Genomic DNA, 20,937 nt, shown 5'->3' with positions numbered 1-20,937 from the left:
TAACTTTGCACTCATCGGGCACAACCTCTGCAAAAATACACAATAATATGCAAACGAGCAAAGAAACAAGTTCTAATCTTATTCATAAGTACCTACGCTATTTAAAGTTGGAAAAAGGTTATTCGCCAAATACATTAGAAGCCTACATTCGCGATGTAGACAAATTATTGAAGTTTTTAGCCGACGAACAGAAAATACCACAAGAGGCAAAGTTGGAAGATATAGAAAACTTTGCTGCTACTATTGGCGATTTGGGAATTGGTGCCCGTTCGTTGGCTCGAATTTTAAGTGGAGTAAGGCAGTTTTATCGTTTCTTAGTGCTCGATGGATATATAGAAGCCGACCCTACCGAATTACTCGAATCGCCAAAACAACCACAACATTTGCCAGAAGTGCTTTCTACTGCCGAAGTTGATATGCTTGAAAGTGCCATAGATTTATCTAAATGGGAAGGACATAGAAACCGTGCCATTATAGAAACTTTGTTTTCGTGCGGATTACGTGTATCAGAACTTACCCATCTTAAACTGTCAAATCTCTATCGCGAAGAACAATTTGTGCGGGTTATGGGTAAAGGTTCTAAAGAACGTTTGGTACCAATTTCTCCAAGAGCCTTGCAAGAATTGGATTTTTGGTTTGCCGACCGCAACGCTATGAAGATAAAAGAAGGAGAAGAAGATTATATTTTCTTAAACAGACGTGGTGCGCATCTCACTCGGACTATGATTTTGATAATGATTAAGAATTATGCCAAAGATGCTGGCATAAAAAAAACCATATCGCCACACACATTGCGACACTCGTTTGCCACTGCTTTGCTCGAAGGTGGTGCAAACTTGCGTGCCATTCAGGCTATGCTTGGACACGAAAGCATTAGCACAACCGAAATTTATACGCATATAGACACCACTACTCTGCGCAAAGAAATTCTGGAACATCACCCACGAAACATTGCTTACAAACAACAACACCAGTAACAAACTCTTGTTTACACACCAACTATGGAAAGAAAAACCACCATTCTTACTATAACTGGCTCGGACAGTACGGGCGGTTCGGGAATTCAAGCCGATATTAAAACCATAACTATGTTAGGAGCGTATGCGGCTACTGCAATAACTTCGGTTACTGCACAAGATTCGGAAGGCATTCGGCAATTATACGACATTCCTGCCGAAGTGCTGAATTTGCAAATTTGTGCGGTGTTGAACGATTTAAAACCCAATGCTGTGAAGATTGGTATGCTTAGAAATGTAGAACAAGTAATTGCCGTTGAACACTTGCTGCGTAAATACAAACCTGAATTTGTGGTTTTAGATGCCGTTATTATTAGTAGTAGTGGCAAAATGCTTATGCCGAACGAAGTGGTTAATGCTGTGGTGCAACGTCTTTTTCCATTAAGCAGCATTGTTATTATGCAACAAAATAGTGCTGCCTATATGTTGCACGAAAAAGAAACACACAGCAACGAGGCTTTGGAACTATTGGCACGAAAAATTCTGCAATTAGGAAGTGCGTCTGTTGTGTTGCAAGGAGGAATTGTTACTAAAGCATCGTTTACCGATGTATTGGTAGAGAAAAACAAAACGGCACACTTTTACACCCGACCTGGCTTTATAGACCGCATTACTCACGGTTCGGGCGGAGCATTTACATCGGCAGTTGCAGTTAATTTGTGTGCTGGAAACAGTGTAGAACAAGCTATTGGAAAGGCATCTGACTATATGTGCCAACTTATTTTGCGTTCTGCCGACTCTAATCTTGGCACAAATGTCCGACTGCTCGACCATAGCAGCGATTTGCCACAACAAACAATTTCCGACAGAATGTTGGAACTATACAACCAACTTATGGATAACATTGCTGCCAATCATCGTAAAACGGGCGAAGTGCGCTTCTATGCCGATGCGCTAAATGTAACACCTCGCTATTTAGCACAAATAACCAGACGTGTTGCAGGACGAACACCAAAACAACTTATAGACGATTACATTATAAAAGAGGTGGAAACCTATCTTATAGGGACTACTCAAAACATTCAGGAAATAGCTTTCGCCTTCGGTTTTTCGTCGCAAGTACAGTTCAATAAGTTTTTTAAAAAAATGAAAGGTTGTGCACCAGGACAATACAGAAAAAAAGCAAAAAGTGTGGTGGTGTAAATTCAAACCGTATGCAACAAGTGGGCAATTTTATGGCACAAACAATTGGTTTATTTGTTTTGCTAAATACCTAATAAAGGGCGATAATAACATCATACACATTAGAAGACGACAATGAATAAATCACCATTTTTTTATGCTAAATGCACAAAAACCGCATTTTTTTAGCAAAAAGTTTGTACATAAACTAAAAAAGCACTATTTTTGCACTCGCAATTGTCCTATGGTGTAATGGTAGCACAACAGGTTTTGGTTCTGTTTGTAGTGGTTCGAATCCGCTTAGGACAACTTATTTAAGGATAGGTTCAGCTAATATGTCATTTTCTACATATTAGCTGTTTTTATTTCCCCTTTTTCATCTCTTTTGTCGGCTTAAAACTTTCTAATATTCTATCCGAAACCTAATTCACATGCTCAAAATTAGTTTCTATTAATACATAAACATACCGTTAGTTTATGGTTTGCTACCTATCATTTTTTTCGAAAGTGTGTTGCCCATACAAAAAATATGGCAGAAAGGTGGAATGATACAGATATAACCAGATAAATTTAAACCACTAAAAACAAGACTGTTATGAACGGTCGAAAACTTATAATGAAAAAAAAGATTTTTCCTTATTATAAATTCGGCACTTTTATATTATAAAAAAGAAGATTATAATATAAAAATTAGAGAAACATAATTAGTCGTCCCTTAAAAACTATATTTCAGCATAAAGTTTGTACTGACAAGCTTTATACTGATTCTTTTTATAAGGTACAAAAGAACTCTCATAGCTCTTTTGAAGTTATATGCTGCCGCAGCTAATAATACATTGATAGCATCTCCTTTCACACCTTTATAAAAGTTGCGAGATAATCGGTGGTCTGCTTTAAGATGTCCCATCGTTGGCTCTATACCAGCTCGTTTACAAAACAGCTTGTGTTTCTTTCTCTTTTGGTAGTAGCTGTCTTTAGCTTTAGGAGTGTCTGGGATGAGTATCTTTGTCTTCCCAATCTGCTTTATACCTCTATACCCTCTATCTCCTGCTAACTTATCAACCTTCCTTCCTATCATCCTTTGGGTTTGTTCTAGCGTCTTTTCGATAGTATGCCCATCATATTCATTCCTAAAAGAACATGCACCAAGAATAAGTCCTGACCATGAGCGAAGAATAGATACTTTATTGCCAAACTCATATTGCTTATGCTCCTTACCTTTGCTGATGCAAACTACATCTGGTTCGTGCAGAGAATATACTTTGTTCTTTGACTTCCTATTCTGAGAAAGAACTTTGTAATATAGCTCAAACATCTTCTCATATCCTTTCCTTCTCCCAAGATTACGCTCTAGCTCTCTTACTAATCTACCTGCTATGGTCTTGAGTTGCCTATCTGCCTTAAGAGCTTTCTTACGATTCTTGGGATGATTACGAAAACGTTGGGAACGGTAAATTCCTTTCAGCGTACGCATATAACTCTGCCGTAGAGGAAGACTCTTGTCATGAACTATCTTCAGAACATTTTTGATTATCTTTTTATGCAACTTCGCATCTGTAGGATAGGTTATATTCTTCTCCTGTACAGTAGAATCAATGAAAGCAGTATCAAAATGATCTTCGTCATCATGGTCGGTATTAACACGGATACTTTCTGCTAATATTAACTCCATACCTTCCTCACCTATACGATTTCTGAAGTGAACTAACTCGGAAGCGTCACAGGGCTCTTTTGGCATAAATTCAAGTCCACCACAGAAGTATTGGTAGTAGGCATTCTCGCTCCATTGAGAAACCACCATTTCATCTGACACATTACGCAAATGTTTTAAAATTAAAAGACCACACATCAGGCGAATAGCATGGGCAGGGCGACCATTAGTACTGCAATACAATGGAGAGAAAGCATTTTCAAAACATTCCCAATTAATCTTATTACTAAGTTGGAAAAGGGGATGTTCATGGCTAAGCATGTCCTCTAAAGAAGAGAACAAAGAGAGCTGTTTGGATGTACGTTTAAGCATAAATATCTGCAAGATTTATAATGTAAAGGTACAAAAACTTGCAGATATGAGCAAATAATTTAAAGTATAATATACTATGAATCAGCGGAATATTAGGTTTATAAGGGAGGACTATATACTATATTATCATTAATAGTTTGTGGCTGTACCACAGTTACTAATTCTGCTGGAATATAATGTAAAGCCTTAGCATTTCCGTTATTATCTCTTTCTATATAAGCATACCCATTACCTTTTAAAAGCATACTAATAACCAAAGTCTTTATAAAAGTGAACCTAGTCATTTTATTATTTGGCTCTCTATTTAGTAAGCTGTAAGTAGGATGCTCTGTATATTTAATCTTATATCCATTATTGTCTATTTTATACGGCTCTAATGGTAGCTAAGCAATGCTATCAGATATTACTTCTACACATCTATAAACCGTACTAAGTAGTAAAGCCTTACTTTCTGTATAACTTCCAGTACTATTATACATCAAATAATCAAATGGATTACTACGTTCTTCTATTTTTTTCTTTTTAGTAAACCAATACGTTTTTATATATTTTTAACTTTTATATAGTTATACTATATCATTTTTATTTTGTACTTTTGTAAAAAACAGCTGTTTATATGACACCACGATTATATTCTCTTATGTTTCTTTTACTTTGTATGGTAACTGCAACAGCTCAAATACAAAGGAAAATATTAGATTTTACTTTAGGTGTTACAACGAAGGCACAAGTATTAAATTATTTGAAAAATCATCATTATAAATATTCACTTAGAAAAAATGGTGAATATGTAGCATCAAATATAACATTTGCTGGCTATAACTGGCAAGATACTTATTTTAGTTTTTATAAAGGAAAATTATATTGTGTTGATTTTAGGGATGATGGAGAATATACTCCAGAAGAGCTTTTAAAAGAAGTATGGGAGAGATTTAAAAATTCATTAAATAGGAAATATTCTATCTATTCTATTTCTTCTAAAGATAATAAAATAGAATTTTCTGATAATAAAACTTATGTAGGATTAGGCTATGAATATAGCTTTGGGAGTAAATCACTTTCTATAATGTATTTTGATATATACTTATTTAAACAATGTTCTAAGTCAGAATATAATGAATTATAATTATATAGTCGTCCCTTAAAAACTATATTTCAGCATAAAGTTTGTACTGACAAGCTTTATACTGATTCTTTTTATAAGGTACAAAAGAACTCTCATAGCTCTTTTGAAGTTATATGCTGCGGCAGCTAATAATACATTGCTAGCATCTCCTTTGACACCTTTATAAAAGTTGCGAGATAATCGGTGGTCTGCTTTAAGATGTCCTATCGTTGGCTCTATACCGGCTCGTTTACAAAACAGCTTGTGTTTCTTTCTCTTTTGGTAGTAGCTGTCTTTAGCTTTAGGAGTGTCTGGGATGAGTATCTTTGTCTGCCCAATCTGCTTTAAACCTCTATACCCTCTATCTCCTGCAAACTTATCAACCTTCCTTCCTGTCATCCTTTGGGTTTGTTCCAACGTCTTTTCGATAGTATGCCCATCATATTCATTCCTAAAAGAACATGCACCAAGAATAAGTCCTGACCATGAGCGAAGAATAGATACTTTATTGCCAAACTCATATTGCTTATGTTCCTTACCCTTGCTGACGCAAACTACATCTGGTTCGTGCAGAGAATATACTTTGTTCTTTGACTTCCTATTCTGAGAAAGAACTCTGTAATATAGCTCAAACATCTTCTCATATCCTTTCCTTCCCACAAGATTACGCTCTAGCTCTCTTACTAATCTACCTGCTATGGTCTTCAGTTGCCTATCTGCCTTAAGAGCTTTCTTACGATTCTTGGGATGATTACGAAAACGTTGGGAACGGTAAATTCCTTTCAAGGTACGCGTATAACTCTGTCGTAGAGGGAGACAATTGTCATGAACTATCTTCAGAACGTTTTTGATTATCTTTTTATGCAACTTCGCATCTGTAGGATAGGTTATATTCTTCTCCTGCACGGTAGAATCAATGAAAGCCGTATCAAAATGATCTTCGTTATCATGGTCAGTATTAACGCGGATGCTCTCGGCTAATATTAACTCCATACCTTTCTCACCTATACGATTTCTGAAGTGAACTAACTCGGAAGCATCACAGGGCTCTTTTGGCATAAATTCAAGTCCACCACAGAAATATTGGTAGTAAGCATTCTCGCTCCATTGAGAAACCACCATTTCATCTGACACATTACGCAAATGTTTTAAAATTAAAAGACCACACATCAACCGAATAGCATGGGCAGGGCGACCATTAGTACTGCAATACAATGGAGAAAAAGCATTTTCAAAACGTGCCCAATTAATCTTATTACTAAGTTGGAAAAGGGGATGTTCATGGCTAAGCATGTCCTCTAAAGAAGAGAACAAAGAGAGCTGTTTGGATGTACGTTTAAGCATAAATATCTGCAAGATTTATAATGTAAAGGTACAAAAACTTGCAGATATAAGCAAATAATTTACAGGATAATATACTATGAATCAGAGGAATATTAGGTTTTTAAGGGAGAACTAATTATCATTGAAAATTACTCTCGTTTTGTATCCACAAAAAAGACTTAAAAATATTGATAGGGCAAAACAAAATTGGAACAAACATATATGGGTTTAATTTAGAACACCTGCCCATTTGTGCATTTAAACCCAAAAAGAGAATTGGAGAGTTACGAAAATATCTGTAAAACAACGTTTCTACTTCTCTATCATTTTCAGCACTTTATTTACAGCTCGTGTAACATTGCCCGAAATAATACCAGAGTTCGATTCTTCTTTCAAACCAAATTTCATCTTTGTAAGGTCCTGAAGAACAACTATCATAATGGCAAGCAATTCGTTGTCGGTTTCTTCTGGCATTTTTACATAAATAAAATCTACAATTTGTTGCTTAGTCTCCTTGTGTCTAAAAAAAATCTGTCGCATAGCCGATACAATAAATCCACGCAACAAAGTATCTTTTTCGGTAGCATAATGTTCTTTTAAAATTTTAATAGCCTCAGCATCGCCCAACCAGCCACAAGCAATTATGGCTTTGTATCTAATTTCTTTGTCTGCATCGTCAAGATAAGGCAGAATATAGGGCAGATATTCTTTATTGTACGACAATCCTATGAGATGAATCACATTAGATTTTGCCAGAGTATCAGTTTCAGTTTTCAGTTTTTCTTCCAAAAAAAGCATACCTTCTCTTCCACGCTTTAGAAATCCTTTCCCTAAAATTCGTTTCAAATAAGCATTCTCCGAATCTTTAAAATAGCAATAATGGCGTTCCATACCTAATGCAGAATCATCTTGCAATAACATATTCAGAAAGTTATTGTGTACCGTAAAACTATCTGTAGCTAAAGCCTCCTTATAATAATACGAAACATCGTTATCGTTCATAATCAATTTAATACTATTTTAAAATATAAATACCCCTTTTATAGTACCCGTACGTCCATTCGCAATGAAATGTTCACCATTAATACTTTAACATTAAACATTCCTCCATATCAGTCTCTAAATGGTGCAAACAAAATATCTCAACTAATGTCTAAACATTAAACTAAAAATAACAGAATATATTGTACTCTAAGCCTTTTTTGCACTATATCTGAAAACTTTCAACCAACGTGTAAAGACGTTGCACAATGCGAAGTATGGCACATTTACAGTGACATAAACAAAATCCCCTCCCGAATATGAACTCGAGAGGGGACTGTTGTCTATATATTATAATGTGCATTCGGCAGCTTAGTTGAGCCACTTAACATACGCGAAGTCTTGACGGTGTGGCAACAAACTGTTCTTTGGATACATACGAACGGCACACTTGAATGCACCTGCGTCAGAGGCATCGAAGTCTAATTGGAAAGTGTAGAGGTTGCCCTCGGTCTTAACAAGCTTGAATGGCAACACCTTATGAATGTTAACATCGTCGACAGGCGTATTGTTTAGCACTACAAGTTCCAAGCCAACTGCGTCTTGAAGTCCCTGCTCGTCTATCGTGAATGTAAGTGTTGTTACCTTTCCGGTTACGGCATTGTTCAGCGCATCGAAATTGCTGTCTATAACGTTAATGCTGTCCCAACGTTCTGCTACCGTCTCTTTCCACAATGCAATTTCCTTGGCTAAACGGTTATCGTTGGCATGCAGTTTAGCCGAACGTTCAGCCTGCTTGTCATAGAACTTAGAGTAGTAGTCGTCTAACTGGCGCTTCATTGTGTAATGTGGTGCGATGGTAGCGATAGAATTCTTCACAACCTTAACCCAATCAGCCGAATAGGTCTTGCCCTTGGTCTTGTTGAAGAACAGAGGCGTTATTTCGTTTTCTAACAAACTGTAGATTGTGGCAGCATCGAGTTTGTCCTGATACTCTTGGTTTTGGTAAGTGCGCTTCTCTGGAAGAGCCCAGCCAGCACCCTTGCGATAACCTTCCACCCACCAGCCATCGAGCACAGACAAGTTTACAACACCATTCATTTCTGCCTTTTCGCCAGATGTACCACTTGCCTCTAACGGGCGAGTCGGAGTGTTCATCCAAATATCGACACCGGAAACAAGGCGGCGTGCCAGTTCCATGTCGTAGTCTTCAAGGAAAATAATCTTGCCGAGGAATTGTGGCATCTGCGAAATCTCGAATATTCGCTTAATCAGTCCCTGCCCGGCACCGTCTGCAGGGTGTGCCTTACCAGAGAAGAAGAAGAGCACCGGACGGTCGGGATTGTTCACAATCTTCTCCAAACGCTCCAAATCGGTAAAGAGAAGGTGCGCACGTTTATAGGTTGCAAAGCGGCGGCAGAAGCCAATCATCAGTGCGTTAGGATTTATCTTTTCGAGGATAGAAACCACCTTTGCAGGGTCTCCCTGGTTGCGAAGCCATTGCTGTGTGAATTTATCGCGGATATATTTTATGAGTTTATTCTTCAAAGCCATACGTGTGTTCCATATCTCCTCATCAGGAACATTGTATATGGCGTGCCAAATATTCTCGTTGCTTTGGTCTGACATAAAATTGTCATCGAAGTTTGCAGCGTATACTTTACGCCATTCTGTAGCTGTCCATGTAGGCAGGTGTACACCGTTCGTAACATAGCCCACATGGTTTTCTTCGGGGAAATAGCCCTTCCACAGCGGTGCGAACATCTTCTGGCTTACCCAACCGTGCAGGCGAGATACGCCGTTGATTTCCTGTGATGTATTGCAAGCGAAGGTACTCATGCAGAAACGTTCGCTGTGGTCGTCGGGATTGGTACGTCCCATGCCGATGAATTCGTCCCAGCTTATGCCCAATTTTTCGGGATAACCTGACATATACTTGTTGAAGAGAGCTTCGTCAAAGTAGTCGTGTCCAGCTGGGACAGGCGTATGAACGGTGTAGAGCGAAGATGCACGGACAAGTTCCATTGCCTGATTGAATGTTAAGCCTTGCTCTACATAGTCGCAGAGTCGTTGCAAGTTGCAAAGTGCTGCGTGTCCTTCGTTGCAGTGATAGATGTCTTTCTTTATGCCGAGCTTCTTCAAAGTGAGTATGCCACCGATACCGAGCAATATTTCTTGCTTGATTCGGTTTTCCCAATCGCCTCCGTAAAGGGCATGCGTAATAGGACGGTCGAACTCTGAATTCATGTCGTTGTCGGTATCGAGCAAGTAGAGTTTTATACGACCTACGTTCACCTGCCATACCAATGCGTGAACCATATAGTTGGTGTAAGGCACATCTACAACCATTTGGTTACCATCAGTATCGAGCACACGTTCGATAGGAAGTGAATTGAAGATTTGTGCATCGTACTTTGCTATCTGCTGACCGTCCATTGAAAGACTCTGACGGAAGTAGCCGTAACGATAGAGGAAGCCCACTGCACAGAGATCTACATTAGAGTCTGACGCTTCTTTGAGGTAGTCCCCGGCGAGCATTCCCAAACCACCTGAATAGATTTTCAGGACTTGGTTAAGACCAAACTCCATACAGAAATAGGCTACTGACGGACGTTTAGCATTGGGTTTCACGTTCATATAGTCCTTGAACATCTTATAAACGTTCTTCACGCGCTTCATCAGATCCTTGTCTTTAACAATGGCTTCCTTACGGTCGTAGCTCAATTGTTCGAGTAACAACACCGGATTGTGCCCTACCTTCTCGTAAAGTTCTTCGTCCAAATGGGTAAAAAGGCTACGTGCCTCGTGTGTCCAACCATACCAAAGGTTGTGTGCTATCTCGTCGAGACAAGCCAATTCTTTTGGAAGACTTGACTTAACATTCACCTCTTTCCATTGAGGTTCATTTGAATAATCAGACTTTATCTTCATAATTCTATCTATTATGTTATTTTATGTTTATTCTTTTTATCCTTACAATCTAATCCGTCTATCGCTATATTCGGATATGTTTGTTATCATTTTCATTCTCTTTCTCTTAATCTTACGTCTCTATTCTTTATGGCAATGTCGTAGGCAGTTTTGTAAGCTTGTATGAACTCGCGCCACAATGCTTTCTTCGATAACTTTTGTGCGTTCGCTCTACATTTCTCAACTGTTTTCTTGTCCATCGCAGCATATTCCTTTATGGTCTGCTTTATGCTGTCTGCCACTTCAAAGTAGTTGTTGTCGGTTCGGTGTATTACTTTTACGCCATCTGTTATCTCGCAAAATTTGCCTTTCAGCTGGTTTGCCCATAAACCAAAGCCAGCAAGGTCGGTTGTGATACACGGAACTTTGAAAGCTATCGATTCTAAAGGTGTGTACCCCCATGGCTCATAGTAAGATGGGTACACACAAAGGTCGTTGCCTAACACCACATCGTAGTAAGACATATTTACTATTCCGTCATCTCCATTCAAGTAACAAGGAATAAATATTAGTTTCACTTTGTCGGTGGGTGCATTTGCAATGCCTAAATGACGCGCCATGTTCAATACACGATCAGCGTCCATGTTGTGTAGTTCATGTGTAACAAGTGGAAGGAACAGTGCTGTGTCGTATGTTTTGTTTGTTGCTAAACGTTCTTGCAGGTCAGTGCGAGGTCGAGCTACCCAACCTGGTACTTCAATGAATACAACGACATCTCGTTGTAGTTCTTCATCGTGCCTTAATTTGTTTATTGCCTCAATAAAGACATCGATGCCCTTATTTCTGAATTCGTAACGCCCACTTGTAGACACAATAAGCGTATTGTCGTCAAGCTTAGAACCAGTAAGCGCTTCGGCAATACGTAACAATCGTTTGCGGGCAGCGTTACGTTTTTTCGTAAATAGGGCGGCTTTAGGGACGAAGTCGTCTTCGAATCCATTCGGAAGCACCGCGTCTACGGGTTTGTCCAAGAGTTCTTTACATTCAACGGCAGTAATGTCGCTCACTGTAGTGAAGCAGTCTACATAGTGTGCAGTCTGTTTCTCAATAGAATGTTTACTCTGCATATTGAGTTCGTCTGCCATTTGGTCGCCATTATATGCTTGCAGATAGTCGTACAGTGGCTTGTTGTTGCCGGCTATGCTGCGTCCTATTCCTGTTGCATGGGTAGTAAATATTGTTGCTATCTCGGGTACATCGTGCTGTAATGCCAATGCAGCAAAGCCCGTCTGCCACTCATTGGCGTGGAAAATAACGTTTGTGCAGTTGCATAAATAGAACCGAAAGAAACTTTCAACAACTTTTGCGGTAGCATAAGAGAACATAGCCGAGTCGTCGTAATCGCCGTAAGCATGCAGGCTGTCTACACCGTAGCGTTCCCAAAGCTCACCATAGAATTTGTTCTTATCAGCATAAGAAGCCTTGAAGTCTACTAAAAAGGCTATTGGAGTGCCTGGAGTGTTCCATCGACCTATCTTTAAACTTAACCCATCATGTTTGGCAACGGCTAACCAGTCGTTGAAAAGTGCTTTGTCTTCAAAAAAATATGGGTTCTCTTCTCCATTGAAACAATCAGGACCAATGAAGACAATGCGGTCCCGCATTATCTCTTGCAATGTTTTGGCACGTGTGGAAAGCACAGTGTAGATACCACCAACCTTGTTGCATACTTCCCAACTGGTCTCAAAAATAAAATCCAGAAACATTTTCTTTTCTTATCAAACTTTGCAAAGGTACTATAAAAAATTGAACTGCAAAGAACTAAATCGATTATTTAAGTGTTTTAATCTTTAAATTATGATATAAATCACGTTGTTTCTTTGCAGAACGTTTAACTTTGGAAAAAGAAAAGCTATATTTGCTACAATACAAAAGAAAAAAGAAGTATCTTTGCAGAAGTTATGAAGACAAGACTATTAATGATATTGTTAGTGGCGTTCGCATTCTGTTTGGTAATAACAGTGTCTGCTGCCACTATTCGTGCAACAGATACTTTTGTTGCCGATGCCTCTGCGCATGTACAGGACAATTCTGCCGATACAGCTATATTCAAAGCTCACATCGAGAACGCTGCGTACCAAGTTTGGCTCGACATCGACCTCTATAAACCAAGCATATTAATACCCAATCAGGAAGTGTTTGGCAAGGTTCCCGGCTATCTTGGTGCCAAGCGCGACACTCGGAAGTGGATTATTGTAGATTATTCAATTAGTGGTAATACTGCCAAACTCACTATTATTAACGACTACGGTAGCGAAGACCTCGAAGCATCATTAACATATAATGGCGATGGTTCTTACACTTTCAAGCAGCTAAAGGGCAGTACTATAAACATAGTTGTGAACAATAAGTGGGTGAAACTACCAAAAACACTTATATTTAAGTAATGCGATATAAACCAAATTGGTTATTTTTTATTCCTGCCACTCACCGTATTTCAATATAATAGTGTAAATTTGCACAGACTCTTAAAAATAAACCCTTTTGTATGTACGAAAGAATGATGAAAAGACTATTTCTCTGCTTGTGTGTGTGCACATTCCTGTCGCAGACGAATGTTCTGGCTCAAAGTACGCCAGACAAAGACCATAACTTCAAAGTCGCTAAGAATTTAGAGACGTTTTCGGCTATCTACAAATATCTCGATTTGATGTATGTAGACACACTGAACGCCGACGAAGTTATAGGAAACGGCATTAATGCCATGCTGAGTTCGCTCGACCCCTATACCGTCTATTTCCCTGAAGACAAGGTAAAGGACCTGGACATGATGATATCGGGCAAATATGCAGGTATTGGTGCACTGATACGATACGACCTCAAGTTGGATAATGTTATAATAGACGAACCCTATGAGAACATGCCAGCCGCAGAAGCCGGTCTGAAGAAGGGCGATATAATATTGTCTATCAACGATTCATTGATGCATAAAAAGTCCACAAGCTATGTCAGCGAACGCTTGCGTGGCGATGCCGGGTCTTCTTTCTTGTTAAAGATAAAGCGCCCTTCGACTGGTAAGGTATTGAAGTTTAAACTTACCCGGAAAGCCATTCAGATGCCTGCCGTGCCTTATTATGGCTTGCAACAGAACGGAATTGGATATATAGACCTGAACTCTTTCACCGTAGACTGTTCGAAAGATGTTCGCAGAGCATTCTTGGAAATGAAGAAAGAGGGAATGAAGTCGTTAGTGCTCGACCTGCGTAACAATGGCGGCGGAAGTCTTCAGGAAGCCATAAACATCGTGAATATGTTTGTGCCGAAGGGACTTTTGCTTGTGAAGACGAAGGGAAAAATGCAACGTGCCAACCGCGAATACAAAACAACGGTCGAACCGATAGACACGCTTATACCGATTGTGGTATTAGTAAACGGAGAAACAGCAAGTTCAAGCGAGATAACAAGTGGAAGTTTGCAAGACTTGGACCGCGCCGTAGTCTTAGGCAGTCGTACTTATGGCAAGGGATTGGTACAAGCACCAATGGATTTGCCTTATAACGGAAACCTAAAGCTTACAATCAGCAAATATTACATTCCGAGCGGGCGCTGCATTCAAGCCATCAATTACAAGCACAGCCGTGGTGGATATCTGGAGCACGTTCCCGATTCTTTGACGAAAGAGTTCCATACGGCAAATGGAAGAATTGTGCGCGACGGTGGTGGTATAAGTCCTGACGTGAAGGTCCTCCCTGACTCAATCCCCAACATTGCGCTCTATCTTGTAAATCCGGGATTAGATTCAACAGAGGTTATGATGAACTGGGAATTGGATTATATTAAGCAACATCCAACCATTGGCGACCCAAAAAGTTTTGTTGTCTCCGATGCCGACTACGAAAGTTTCAAGTCGGCTGTCATAAAGAGCGGATTCAAATACGACCGGCAAAGCGAGAAAGCAGTAAAGAACCTTATTGACATTGCGAAGTTCGAGGGCTATTACGACGATGCCAAACCAGAGTTCGCGGCACTGGAGAAGAAGTTGCAGCACAATTTAGCAAAGGAACTCGACCATCACAAGCAGACCATAAAGCAACTTGTTACAGCAGACCTGGTGGCTGCCTACTACTATCAGCGTGGAGCAATAGCCAACAGTCTTCAGTTCGACAAGCAATGGAAAGAAGCCGTGAGGCTGCTTGGCAATATCGATGAATACAAAAAGATACTAACTCCAGCCCCAAACAAGAAATAAATAAAGGAATCTTTAGAAAAGATACTTGACAGAAACAATTAAGCGTGGTTCGTACCACGCTTAATTGTTTGTTACAGTTCCGTCCTGCAACCATGCCTCATGCATCGGAGCATAGGTACTCGGGACATCGGCAAATGCCTGTCCAGACACATTTAGATGCCTGTTCCGTCAATTTATCAAAGCTATAAAAAATATTTTCCACAGCTATGAAAAAATATTATCACAGCTATAAAAAATATTTATCATAGCTGTGATAATTCTATGAATTAGGCACAAAGGTGATACAAATCCATGAGTAAAGCAAAAGAAAAGGCGGAGAAAACACAATGCGTTCCGTATCCATTCTGTTTCCCCTGCCCTATTGTATAATTCAAAGCCCGCAAATGACCGAAATAAGTCTGTACATTTGCAGACCTCCCGAGCAAAGATGTTGCTTCAATAGTAGTACGAAGATTATGCAAAAGCAGGGATATTGCAAAGTGCAGGGCATAGGGTTGCAGAGTACAACCGTGCTCCTTACTTCTTCTTGCCCTTTGCGTCGAAGTGGTAGTTGAAGGTTAAGGAAACATAGTGGTGCAGTATTTCGTTCCACTTTTCTGTGCGACTCGTTGAGTTTACATCGAGAGAATAATAGCGGTTTTGGTTCAGAATGTCGTCGAAACTTAATCCAATCCAGCTCTTGCTCTTCTTCCAGACGTAGCGAATGTAGCCCTCCCAGAGTATGCGGTGGCGGTTCAGCTCTTGTGCAAGATAGCCCGTTGCGGCTTTGTCTTGTATTTCGCTGCTTATTTCCCAGCCTTTCCACTTCAGTGTTGCGCGCAATCCATAGGCATATTCAATAGGTGTGTTGTTGTATTGGCTCGCCAGCGAGTATCGGTTTCGTTGCAAATTAATTTCCCCGAAGATGCCTGCTTGCAGCCAATCGCTTTCGTATGACAGTTCTGGATTTGATGTGAAAGTAAACATTTTCAGTTGGTTTTGCTCTTGCGCAGCGTGTCCGTTGAAGTCGGCAAGATAGCCATACGCTTTCTTGAAATGCACTTCTGCCTTGTTGGAGAAGCGTATGTAGTCGCCAAAGCTTCGGTCGTAGGTTACTTCAGCGAACCAATCGTTGCCGCTTCGCACGTTTTCGCTGTGGCTACGGTACACGCCTGTTTGTGGGTCGAAGTTATACACGGTAGCAATGGGGTTGATAATGTGTGTGTAACCCACTTTAAAGAGGAACATAGCTTGCTGTTTTGCCGTTGTGGCAGCATAGTTTAACGAGGTTGTATGCTGGTGGCTGCGATGCAAGAGAGGATTTCCTTCTACTATCCAGAATGGGTCGGTGTCGTCGCGATAGCCCAATGTAGACAGCAGGTCGGGCAGTTTTGTCGTATAGTTGAAGGCGAAGTCGAAGCGGTTGTTCTTGTTTAACTTCCATTTAACAGCCATTCCCGGCATAAAGGTATTGCTGTTGCGGTGTGCCACAGTGTCCAATCTGCCGCGCTGATAGTTCAGTCTTTCCCAGTCAAAATTGTAGTTTACCTTAGGAATAAATTGCCAATTGCCCACCTTGTAAGTTATTCCGAGTGTACTTGTGGCATTGGTTTCTAAGTGCTTACTGCGATAGCTGTTGGCTGCATCGAGCACGCTCTCGGGGTCGTCTTCTATCTTTGAAGCGATGGGAGAACTGTAAAAACTTTGCCGAATGTTATTGTTACCAGCTTTAAACTGTTCTGCTGCGGTTAGCATAAGTGCGTCATTGATGTGATATTCTATCTCAGCCTTTCCGCTTGCCTCTATGTTATGATAGGGTGCGCGGCTGTATTGATAGAGTGGCGAGGACGTTCCTTTGTTTATATACTCCAGCTCACGGTGAGCATCGAAGCGGTTGTTGCCATTCTGATATGTCATTTCGGCATTGATTTCCAACTGTGCTTTCTTGGCAATGAAATGTCTCCAGATACCTTCGAGTTTGATTCCTCCACCTTCGTTTATTTGTTGCTGGTACGAACGTTCCCGGTTTATGATGTGCCGATAGACAGCATCTCCGTGCCCTGCGCTTAGTGCTAAGTCTAAAGGAAAGTCTCCATAAGGTTTCGTATCGGTGTCGAAGCGTGCGCTACCTGTCTCTGTATTGTTTCGTTGCAATGTGTAATTGAAGATTAAGTTTGCTGCAGCGATGTTATTTCTGTCGACAAACGACATCAATTCGGCGCGCACTTCGGGCGCTATTTCATGGTTATAGTGTTTCTTTCGGTTGAGGCTCCACGTCGTAACACTGTTTGGTGAGAAGTACTGAGAAGTCTCGTAGTCGGTTCCCCAGCCATCTTTGTGATTGAAGTTGGAAGTAAACGCAATGAAGTGATACTCGTTGGCTATTGCTTTCCAGTTGTGCTGATAGCCCAAGGCTGCATTCTGTGCCTTGCCGAAATAGTCGAAGTCGCCACTTTCCCACCAGCTTGTACCTACTTTCTGATATCGGTCTACGTTGTTGGTATTAAGGTGGAACATGATAGGATTCTTGTCGCTGAGCTTTGTAGAAGTAATATCAGCCTCGTAGTTCTTGGGCGATTGTAACTTTGCCTTTATGTCGCCATACCATTTATCCATAAAGCCCGCCTTTATTTTAATGTCCAAAACTTGGTCTTCCTTGCCGTCGTCTTTGCCCGAATGTTTGGCAAATTCGCTCGCTTTGTTGTAGCTTTTAATGTTCTGAACGGCTTCGGCAGGTAGGTCGGCAACGATTCCGCTTCCTCCGAATATATCGTGTCCGTTCATTTGTAGGCGCAAAGGTTTGTCGTTCCAGTAGAGTTTGCCGTCCTTTTTCGTTACGCCCGGCAACTTTTCTATGAGCTCTTTCAGTCGTGCACCTTCGGTTAGCTTGAATGCAGCGGGGTTAAACACAATCGTATCGCCCTGTATGGTGAAACGTTTAGCCTTTGCAGACACCATCACTTCGTCGAGTACAACGTCCGACGGCTTCAGTCTGAATTCTCCCAACTTTATGGTATCGGCAGTCGAACTGCTTTCACAGTAGGCTCTTTTCTTTGTGGAGTGGTAGCCCAAGAGGCTCACAGTTACCGTCATTCGCCCCACCGAGGGGCACTGATTGCTGAAGTTACCCAACGAATCGGTAGTGGTAGAGGTCCAGTAAATAGATCCACCCATTTTGCATTCTACCTTTACCGACGCCATTGCCAACGGTTCGCCCGTCTTGTCGTCTACGACTTTACCTGTAACAATATCTGCACTTACCATCATTGGTATGCTTGCCAATAGGGCAAGTATAAGGCTAAATAAACATTTCTTTCGTATCATATATGCAACTTATTTATTGTTCAGATTGGTTTTATAGTTATAAGATGTTGCAAATATAATACTTTATTTTGATATAAAAGCATTTTCCCCCCCCCCGTTTCTTAAAATATCTTAACATTTAAACTGTGTTTTTAAATTGCAAAAGTGGCAGTCCAAATTTTTAAAAGCACTTTTGTACCATCAGTATGGCGGTGTTATGCTGCAGTACAGAGGCGTCGTATTCGTAGTAAAACCTGTTTCTTGTTTGCTTGTATTTTTATTATAATAGTGTAATAAGTAGTGTTTTTCTGCGTTATTATACCAATGAAGAAGATTAGAATACTTGCATATATGTTGCTGTTGGCTGTTGTCGGATTGGTAACGGCTTGCAACGACGACGATACTTTTACGACGTCGAAGAGCAATCTGTTGGCATTTTCAACAGATACGGTGCGCCTTGACACTACTTTCTCGAAAGTTCCAACCCCCACAAAGACATTTTGGGTCTACAACCGGTCGGGCAATGGCATTCGTCTTGCCAATGTTCGGTTGGAGCAAGGCAACCAAACGGGTTTCCGAGTGAATGTAGACGGCATCTACTTGGGACAGGCAAACGGCTATCAGGTGAACGGGCTTGAGGTGCGAAACAAGGACAGCATTCGTGTCTTCGTAGAGCTTACAACGCCGAAGAATGGCAAGACCGACCCACAATTGGTGGAGGACAACCTCGTGTTTACGCTCGAAAGCACGGTGCAGCAGAAAGTAAACCTGAAGGCTTACAGCTGGGACGCCGAACTCTTGAAGAACATTGAGATAAAGCACGATACCACCATACAGAGCACGAAGCCCATTGTAGTGCAGGGAGGCATTAAGGTGAACGAGGGCGCAACGCTTACCATTGGTGCTGGAACCACGCTTTATTTCTCCAACAAGGCGGGCATTGACGTGCATGGACAGCTGAAAATAGCAGGAACAGCCGACAAGATTGTTACGCTTCGGGGCGACCGTTTGGATCACATATTCGACTATTTGCCATATGACCGTGTGAGTGGGCAGTGGCAAGGCATTCATTTCAATACATCGAGTTACGACAACGAAATAGAATTTGCCGATATTCATTCGACCTACAATGGCATTGTGTGCGACTCGTCGAGCATAGACCGTTCTACACTTTCGCTTCGTCGGAGCACCATACACAATTGTCAGGGGTATGGTTTGCTCGCCACCAATTGCAAGATAGACGTCAGCAACAGCCAAATTACAAACACGTTGAAAGACTGTGCTGCTTTCTTTGGCGGCAACATTACGTTGAGCCATTGCACCCTTGCGCAGTTCTATCCTTTCGACGGAAACCGTGGCGCAGCCTTACGGTTCGGAAACAGCAGCGACGGAAAGCAATACACGCTTCAGCAATTCAATGTTTTCAACACCTTGATAACGGGGTATGCCGAAGATGTAATAATGGGAGCGTTTTCCGATGAGGCTGCTCAAAACTTCAAATTCGACCACAGCATCTTGCGCACCATAAAGCCAAAGGAAATCGATGCTGCCAAGTACGTCGATGTATTGTGGGAGGAAGCTGCCGACACAGTGCAGTCGGGCGAGAAGCATTTCCGCAAGATAGACGGCGACAAGCAGGCTTACGACTTCCATCTTTCGGAGAAATCGAAAGCCCGTGATATAGGTGTTGCATTGCCCAACGGCATCAGTACCACCGATCACGACGGCTTTGCGCGCGATGAGAAGCCCGATGTAGGTTGCTATGAATATAGACCTGAAAAGAAAAAAGACTAAGAAAAAGCTTATGAAGCAAATTGATATAAACATTAAAATAGGTGTCTGCCAGTTGGAAGAACTGTCTGCCGACGAGCAAGCACTTATAAAAAAGGCAATCGAAGCCACCAAGAACAGCTATTCGCCTTACAGCCATTTCAGCGTGGGAGCAGCCCTGCTGTTGGAAAATGGCGAAATGGTAATAGGGGCAAACCAGGAGAATGCAGCCTATCCATCGGGGCTTTGTGCCGAACGCGCAGCTATTTTTGCAGCGCAGAGCACACGTCCCGACCAACCCATAAAGGCATTGGCAATAGCCGCGCGCAATGGTGGAGGACTGATGAAGCAGCCTATTGTACCTTGTGGAGCGTGCCGACAGGTTGTCTTGGAAATAGAAGACCGCTATAAAAAGCCTGTTCGCATCTTGCTTTATGGTACTGAAACTGTTTATGTAATCGATACAGTTAAAGATTTGTTGCCGTTGCAGTTTATAGGTGAATCGATGCTTTAGACAAACGGGACATATACTTCGTTAATATTTTCAGGTGGTTTATATTCTCTATAAATTATGTTTAAGCACTCTATATATAATAAAGTGAACTAAGAAAACGATGGATAAGGATTTTCATAACCACTCCTTTTTTAATTATCAATATATTATTTTGTTTTATGGATAAATTACCCAAAGACCCCGCAATCCTTGTTAGTGCAGTAAATATGCTTTTACGCGACAGAGAGTTTGATACGCTTTCAGAACTCTGCTACAATTTTAGTGAAGACCCCAAGGGACTGCAAGAGCGACTACGTACAGCGGGATTCGAATATAGCGAAACCCAAAGACAGTTTCGCCCCATCGGGTTTGACAAATAGCGATACCGTTACTGTGCTGCTCATAAAATCGTTATGATTTGTAAAGAAAAACATCTTTGAGAGATGATGCTTTCACTTTTGCATTGCGATAGTGGCTGTTTTGTACGGTAAAAGCATAGATTTTACATTGCAAAACAGCCACTTTTAGAATGCAAAACAATAGATTTTACAATACCTTGATGGACAGATAGTTATATGATGGTTGTGTTTATGAAGATTTTTTACAGTTTTATCATCTTCTGTTTACCCATAGGGTAGGTAGTCTCATTAATTCCTTATTGTC

The 20,937-nt window shown here is 40.9% G+C and carries 14 protein-coding genes, 1 tRNA gene and 1 pseudogene; 9 read left to right on the top strand and 7 right to left on the bottom strand.

The annotated features are described in order from the left end of the window. Positions 1–47 precede the first annotated feature (47 nt). The 3 genes from xerD to RDV52_RS03260 all read left to right on the top strand — a co-directional run bounded on the left by xerD (position 48) and on the right by RDV52_RS03260 (position 2,447). Positions 48–977: a site-specific tyrosine recombinase XerD gene (gene xerD / locus RDV52_RS03270; RefSeq protein ID WP_040556933.1), complete on the top strand. Its 930-nt coding sequence runs from the start codon at positions 48–50 to the stop codon at positions 975–977. Between the two features lie 24 nt (positions 978–1,001). Next, complete coding sequence (locus RDV52_RS03265; RefSeq protein ID WP_004367096.1) at positions 1,002–2,159, top strand: hydroxymethylpyrimidine/phosphomethylpyrimidine kinase; 1,158 nt, start codon at positions 1,002–1,004, stop codon at positions 2,157–2,159. Between the two features lie 217 nt (positions 2,160–2,376). Continuing rightward, positions 2,377–2,447: transfer RNA gene (locus RDV52_RS03260), tRNA-Gln, on the top strand. Positions 2,448–2,853: 406 nt separating this feature from the next. Here the strand turns inward: RDV52_RS03260 and RDV52_RS03255 are convergent. After that, complete coding sequence (locus RDV52_RS03255) at positions 2,854–4,161, bottom strand: IS5 family transposase (RefSeq protein ID WP_004367097.1); 1,308 nt, start codon at positions 4,159–4,161, stop codon at positions 2,854–2,856. A 98-nt stretch (positions 4,162–4,259) separates the two neighbouring features. Next, a pseudogene (locus RDV52_RS03250) lies at positions 4,260–4,532 on the bottom strand (phage portal protein); the annotation flags it as partial. 245 nt (positions 4,533–4,777) lie between these two features. On the opposite strand from RDV52_RS03250, the gene RDV52_RS03245 reads away from it, so the two are divergent. After that, positions 4,778–5,287: a hypothetical protein gene (locus RDV52_RS03245; protein WP_147278301.1), complete on the top strand. Its 510-nt coding sequence runs from the start codon at positions 4,778–4,780 to the stop codon at positions 5,285–5,287. Positions 5,288–5,302: 15 nt separating this feature from the next. On the opposite strand, the gene RDV52_RS03240 is transcribed toward RDV52_RS03245, so the two are convergent. From RDV52_RS03240 to RDV52_RS03225, 4 genes are all read right to left on the bottom strand, one after another. Continuing rightward, positions 5,303–6,610: an IS5 family transposase gene (locus RDV52_RS03240; RefSeq protein ID WP_115098584.1), complete on the bottom strand. Its 1,308-nt coding sequence runs from the start codon at positions 6,608–6,610 to the stop codon at positions 5,303–5,305. A gap of 291 nt (positions 6,611–6,901) precedes the next feature. Beyond that, the gene (locus RDV52_RS03235) at positions 6,902–7,591 is read right to left on the bottom strand and encodes a HEAT repeat domain-containing protein (protein ID WP_004367101.1); all 690 of its coding nucleotides are present in this window, start codon (positions 7,589–7,591) and stop codon (positions 6,902–6,904) included. Positions 7,592–7,942: 351 nt separating this feature from the next. Further along, entirely contained in the window at positions 7,943–10,501 is a 2,559-nt protein-coding gene (gene glgP, locus RDV52_RS03230; protein ID WP_004367103.1) for an alpha-glucan family phosphorylase, read from the bottom strand. A 92-nt stretch (positions 10,502–10,593) separates the two neighbouring features. After that, positions 10,594–12,246, bottom strand: a complete 1,653-nt coding sequence (locus tag RDV52_RS03225; RefSeq protein ID WP_004367106.1) for a glycogen/starch synthase — start codon at positions 12,244–12,246, stop codon at positions 10,594–10,596. 195 nt (positions 12,247–12,441) lie between these two features. Between RDV52_RS03225 and RDV52_RS03220 the strand changes: the two genes are divergently transcribed. Together RDV52_RS03220 and RDV52_RS03215 are read left to right on the top strand one after the other, a co-directional pair. Then, complete coding sequence (locus tag RDV52_RS03220) at positions 12,442–12,927, top strand: rhodanese-like domain-containing protein (RefSeq protein WP_004367107.1); 486 nt, start codon at positions 12,442–12,444, stop codon at positions 12,925–12,927. A 116-nt stretch (positions 12,928–13,043) separates the two neighbouring features. After that, positions 13,044–14,729 carry a S41 family peptidase gene (locus tag RDV52_RS03215; protein ID WP_036874711.1) on the top strand — a complete coding sequence of 562 codons (1,686 nt, stop codon included), beginning with the start codon at positions 13,044–13,046 and terminating at the stop codon, positions 14,727–14,729. 516 nt (positions 14,730–15,245) lie between these two features. Here RDV52_RS03215 and RDV52_RS03210 read toward each other — a convergent pair. Next, positions 15,246–18,032 carry a TonB-dependent receptor gene (locus tag RDV52_RS03210; protein ID WP_004367111.1) on the bottom strand — a complete coding sequence of 929 codons (2,787 nt, stop codon included), beginning with the start codon at positions 18,030–18,032 and terminating at the stop codon, positions 15,246–15,248. A 303-nt stretch (positions 18,033–18,335) separates the two neighbouring features. On the opposite strand from RDV52_RS03210, the gene RDV52_RS03205 reads away from it, so the two are divergent. From RDV52_RS03205 to RDV52_RS03195, 3 genes are all read left to right on the top strand, one after another. Beyond that, the gene (locus RDV52_RS03205) at positions 18,336–19,805 is read left to right on the top strand and encodes a hypothetical protein (protein ID WP_004367112.1); all 1,470 of its coding nucleotides are present in this window, start codon (positions 18,336–18,338) and stop codon (positions 19,803–19,805) included. A 10-nt stretch (positions 19,806–19,815) separates the two neighbouring features. Further along, positions 19,816–20,295 carry a cytidine deaminase gene (gene cdd, locus RDV52_RS03200; RefSeq protein WP_040557089.1) on the top strand — a complete coding sequence of 160 codons (480 nt, stop codon included), beginning with the start codon at positions 19,816–19,818 and terminating at the stop codon, positions 20,293–20,295. Positions 20,296–20,453: 158 nt separating this feature from the next. Further along, positions 20,454–20,654, top strand: coding sequence for a DUF4250 domain-containing protein (locus RDV52_RS03195; RefSeq protein ID WP_004367114.1), 201 nt, complete (start codon positions 20,454–20,456; stop codon positions 20,652–20,654). The last annotated feature ends 283 nt before the right edge of the window (positions 20,655–20,937 follow it).

Source organism: Prevotella nigrescens (genome assembly GCF_031191185.1).
GTDB classification, from domain to species: Bacteria; Bacteroidota; Bacteroidia; order Bacteroidales; family Bacteroidaceae; genus Prevotella; species Prevotella nigrescens.
Note: the sequence above shows the minus strand (reverse complement) of the source record. Positions and strands in the feature narration are given on the sequence as shown.

Excerpts from the sequence above, each read along its gene's own strand:
- glgP (WP_004367103.1), bottom strand. The coding sequence starts at position 10,501 with ATGAAGATAAAGTCTGATTATTCAAATGAACCTCAATGGAAAGAGGTG.
- RDV52_RS03265 (WP_004367096.1), top strand. The coding sequence starts at position 1,002 with ATGGAAAGAAAAACCACCATTCTTACTATAACTGGCTCGGACAGTACG.
- RDV52_RS03255 (WP_004367097.1), bottom strand. The coding sequence starts at position 4,161 with ATGCTTAAACGTACATCCAAACAGCTCTCTTTGTTCTCTTCTTTAGAG.
- RDV52_RS03195 (WP_004367114.1), top strand. The coding sequence starts at position 20,454 with ATGGATAAATTACCCAAAGACCCCGCAATCCTTGTTAGTGCAGTAAAT.
- RDV52_RS03210 (WP_004367111.1), bottom strand. The coding sequence starts at position 18,032 with ATGATACGAAAGAAATGTTTATTTAGCCTTATACTTGCCCTATTGGCA.
- xerD (WP_040556933.1), top strand. The coding sequence starts at position 48 with ATGCAAACGAGCAAAGAAACAAGTTCTAATCTTATTCATAAGTACCTA.
- RDV52_RS03240 (WP_115098584.1), bottom strand. The coding sequence starts at position 6,610 with ATGCTTAAACGTACATCCAAACAGCTCTCTTTGTTCTCTTCTTTAGAG.
- RDV52_RS03220 (WP_004367107.1), top strand. The coding sequence starts at position 12,442 with ATGAAGACAAGACTATTAATGATATTGTTAGTGGCGTTCGCATTCTGT.
- RDV52_RS03235 (WP_004367101.1), bottom strand. The coding sequence starts at position 7,591 with ATGAACGATAACGATGTTTCGTATTATTATAAGGAGGCTTTAGCTACA.
- cdd (WP_040557089.1), top strand. The coding sequence starts at position 19,816 with ATGAAGCAAATTGATATAAACATTAAAATAGGTGTCTGCCAGTTGGAA.
- RDV52_RS03215 (WP_036874711.1), top strand. The coding sequence starts at position 13,044 with ATGAAAAGACTATTTCTCTGCTTGTGTGTGTGCACATTCCTGTCGCAG.
- RDV52_RS03225 (WP_004367106.1), bottom strand. The coding sequence starts at position 12,246 with ATGTTTCTGGATTTTATTTTTGAGACCAGTTGGGAAGTATGCAACAAG.
- RDV52_RS03205 (WP_004367112.1), top strand. The coding sequence starts at position 18,336 with ATGAAGAAGATTAGAATACTTGCATATATGTTGCTGTTGGCTGTTGTC.
- RDV52_RS03245 (WP_147278301.1), top strand. The coding sequence starts at position 4,778 with ATGACACCACGATTATATTCTCTTATGTTTCTTTTACTTTGTATGGTA.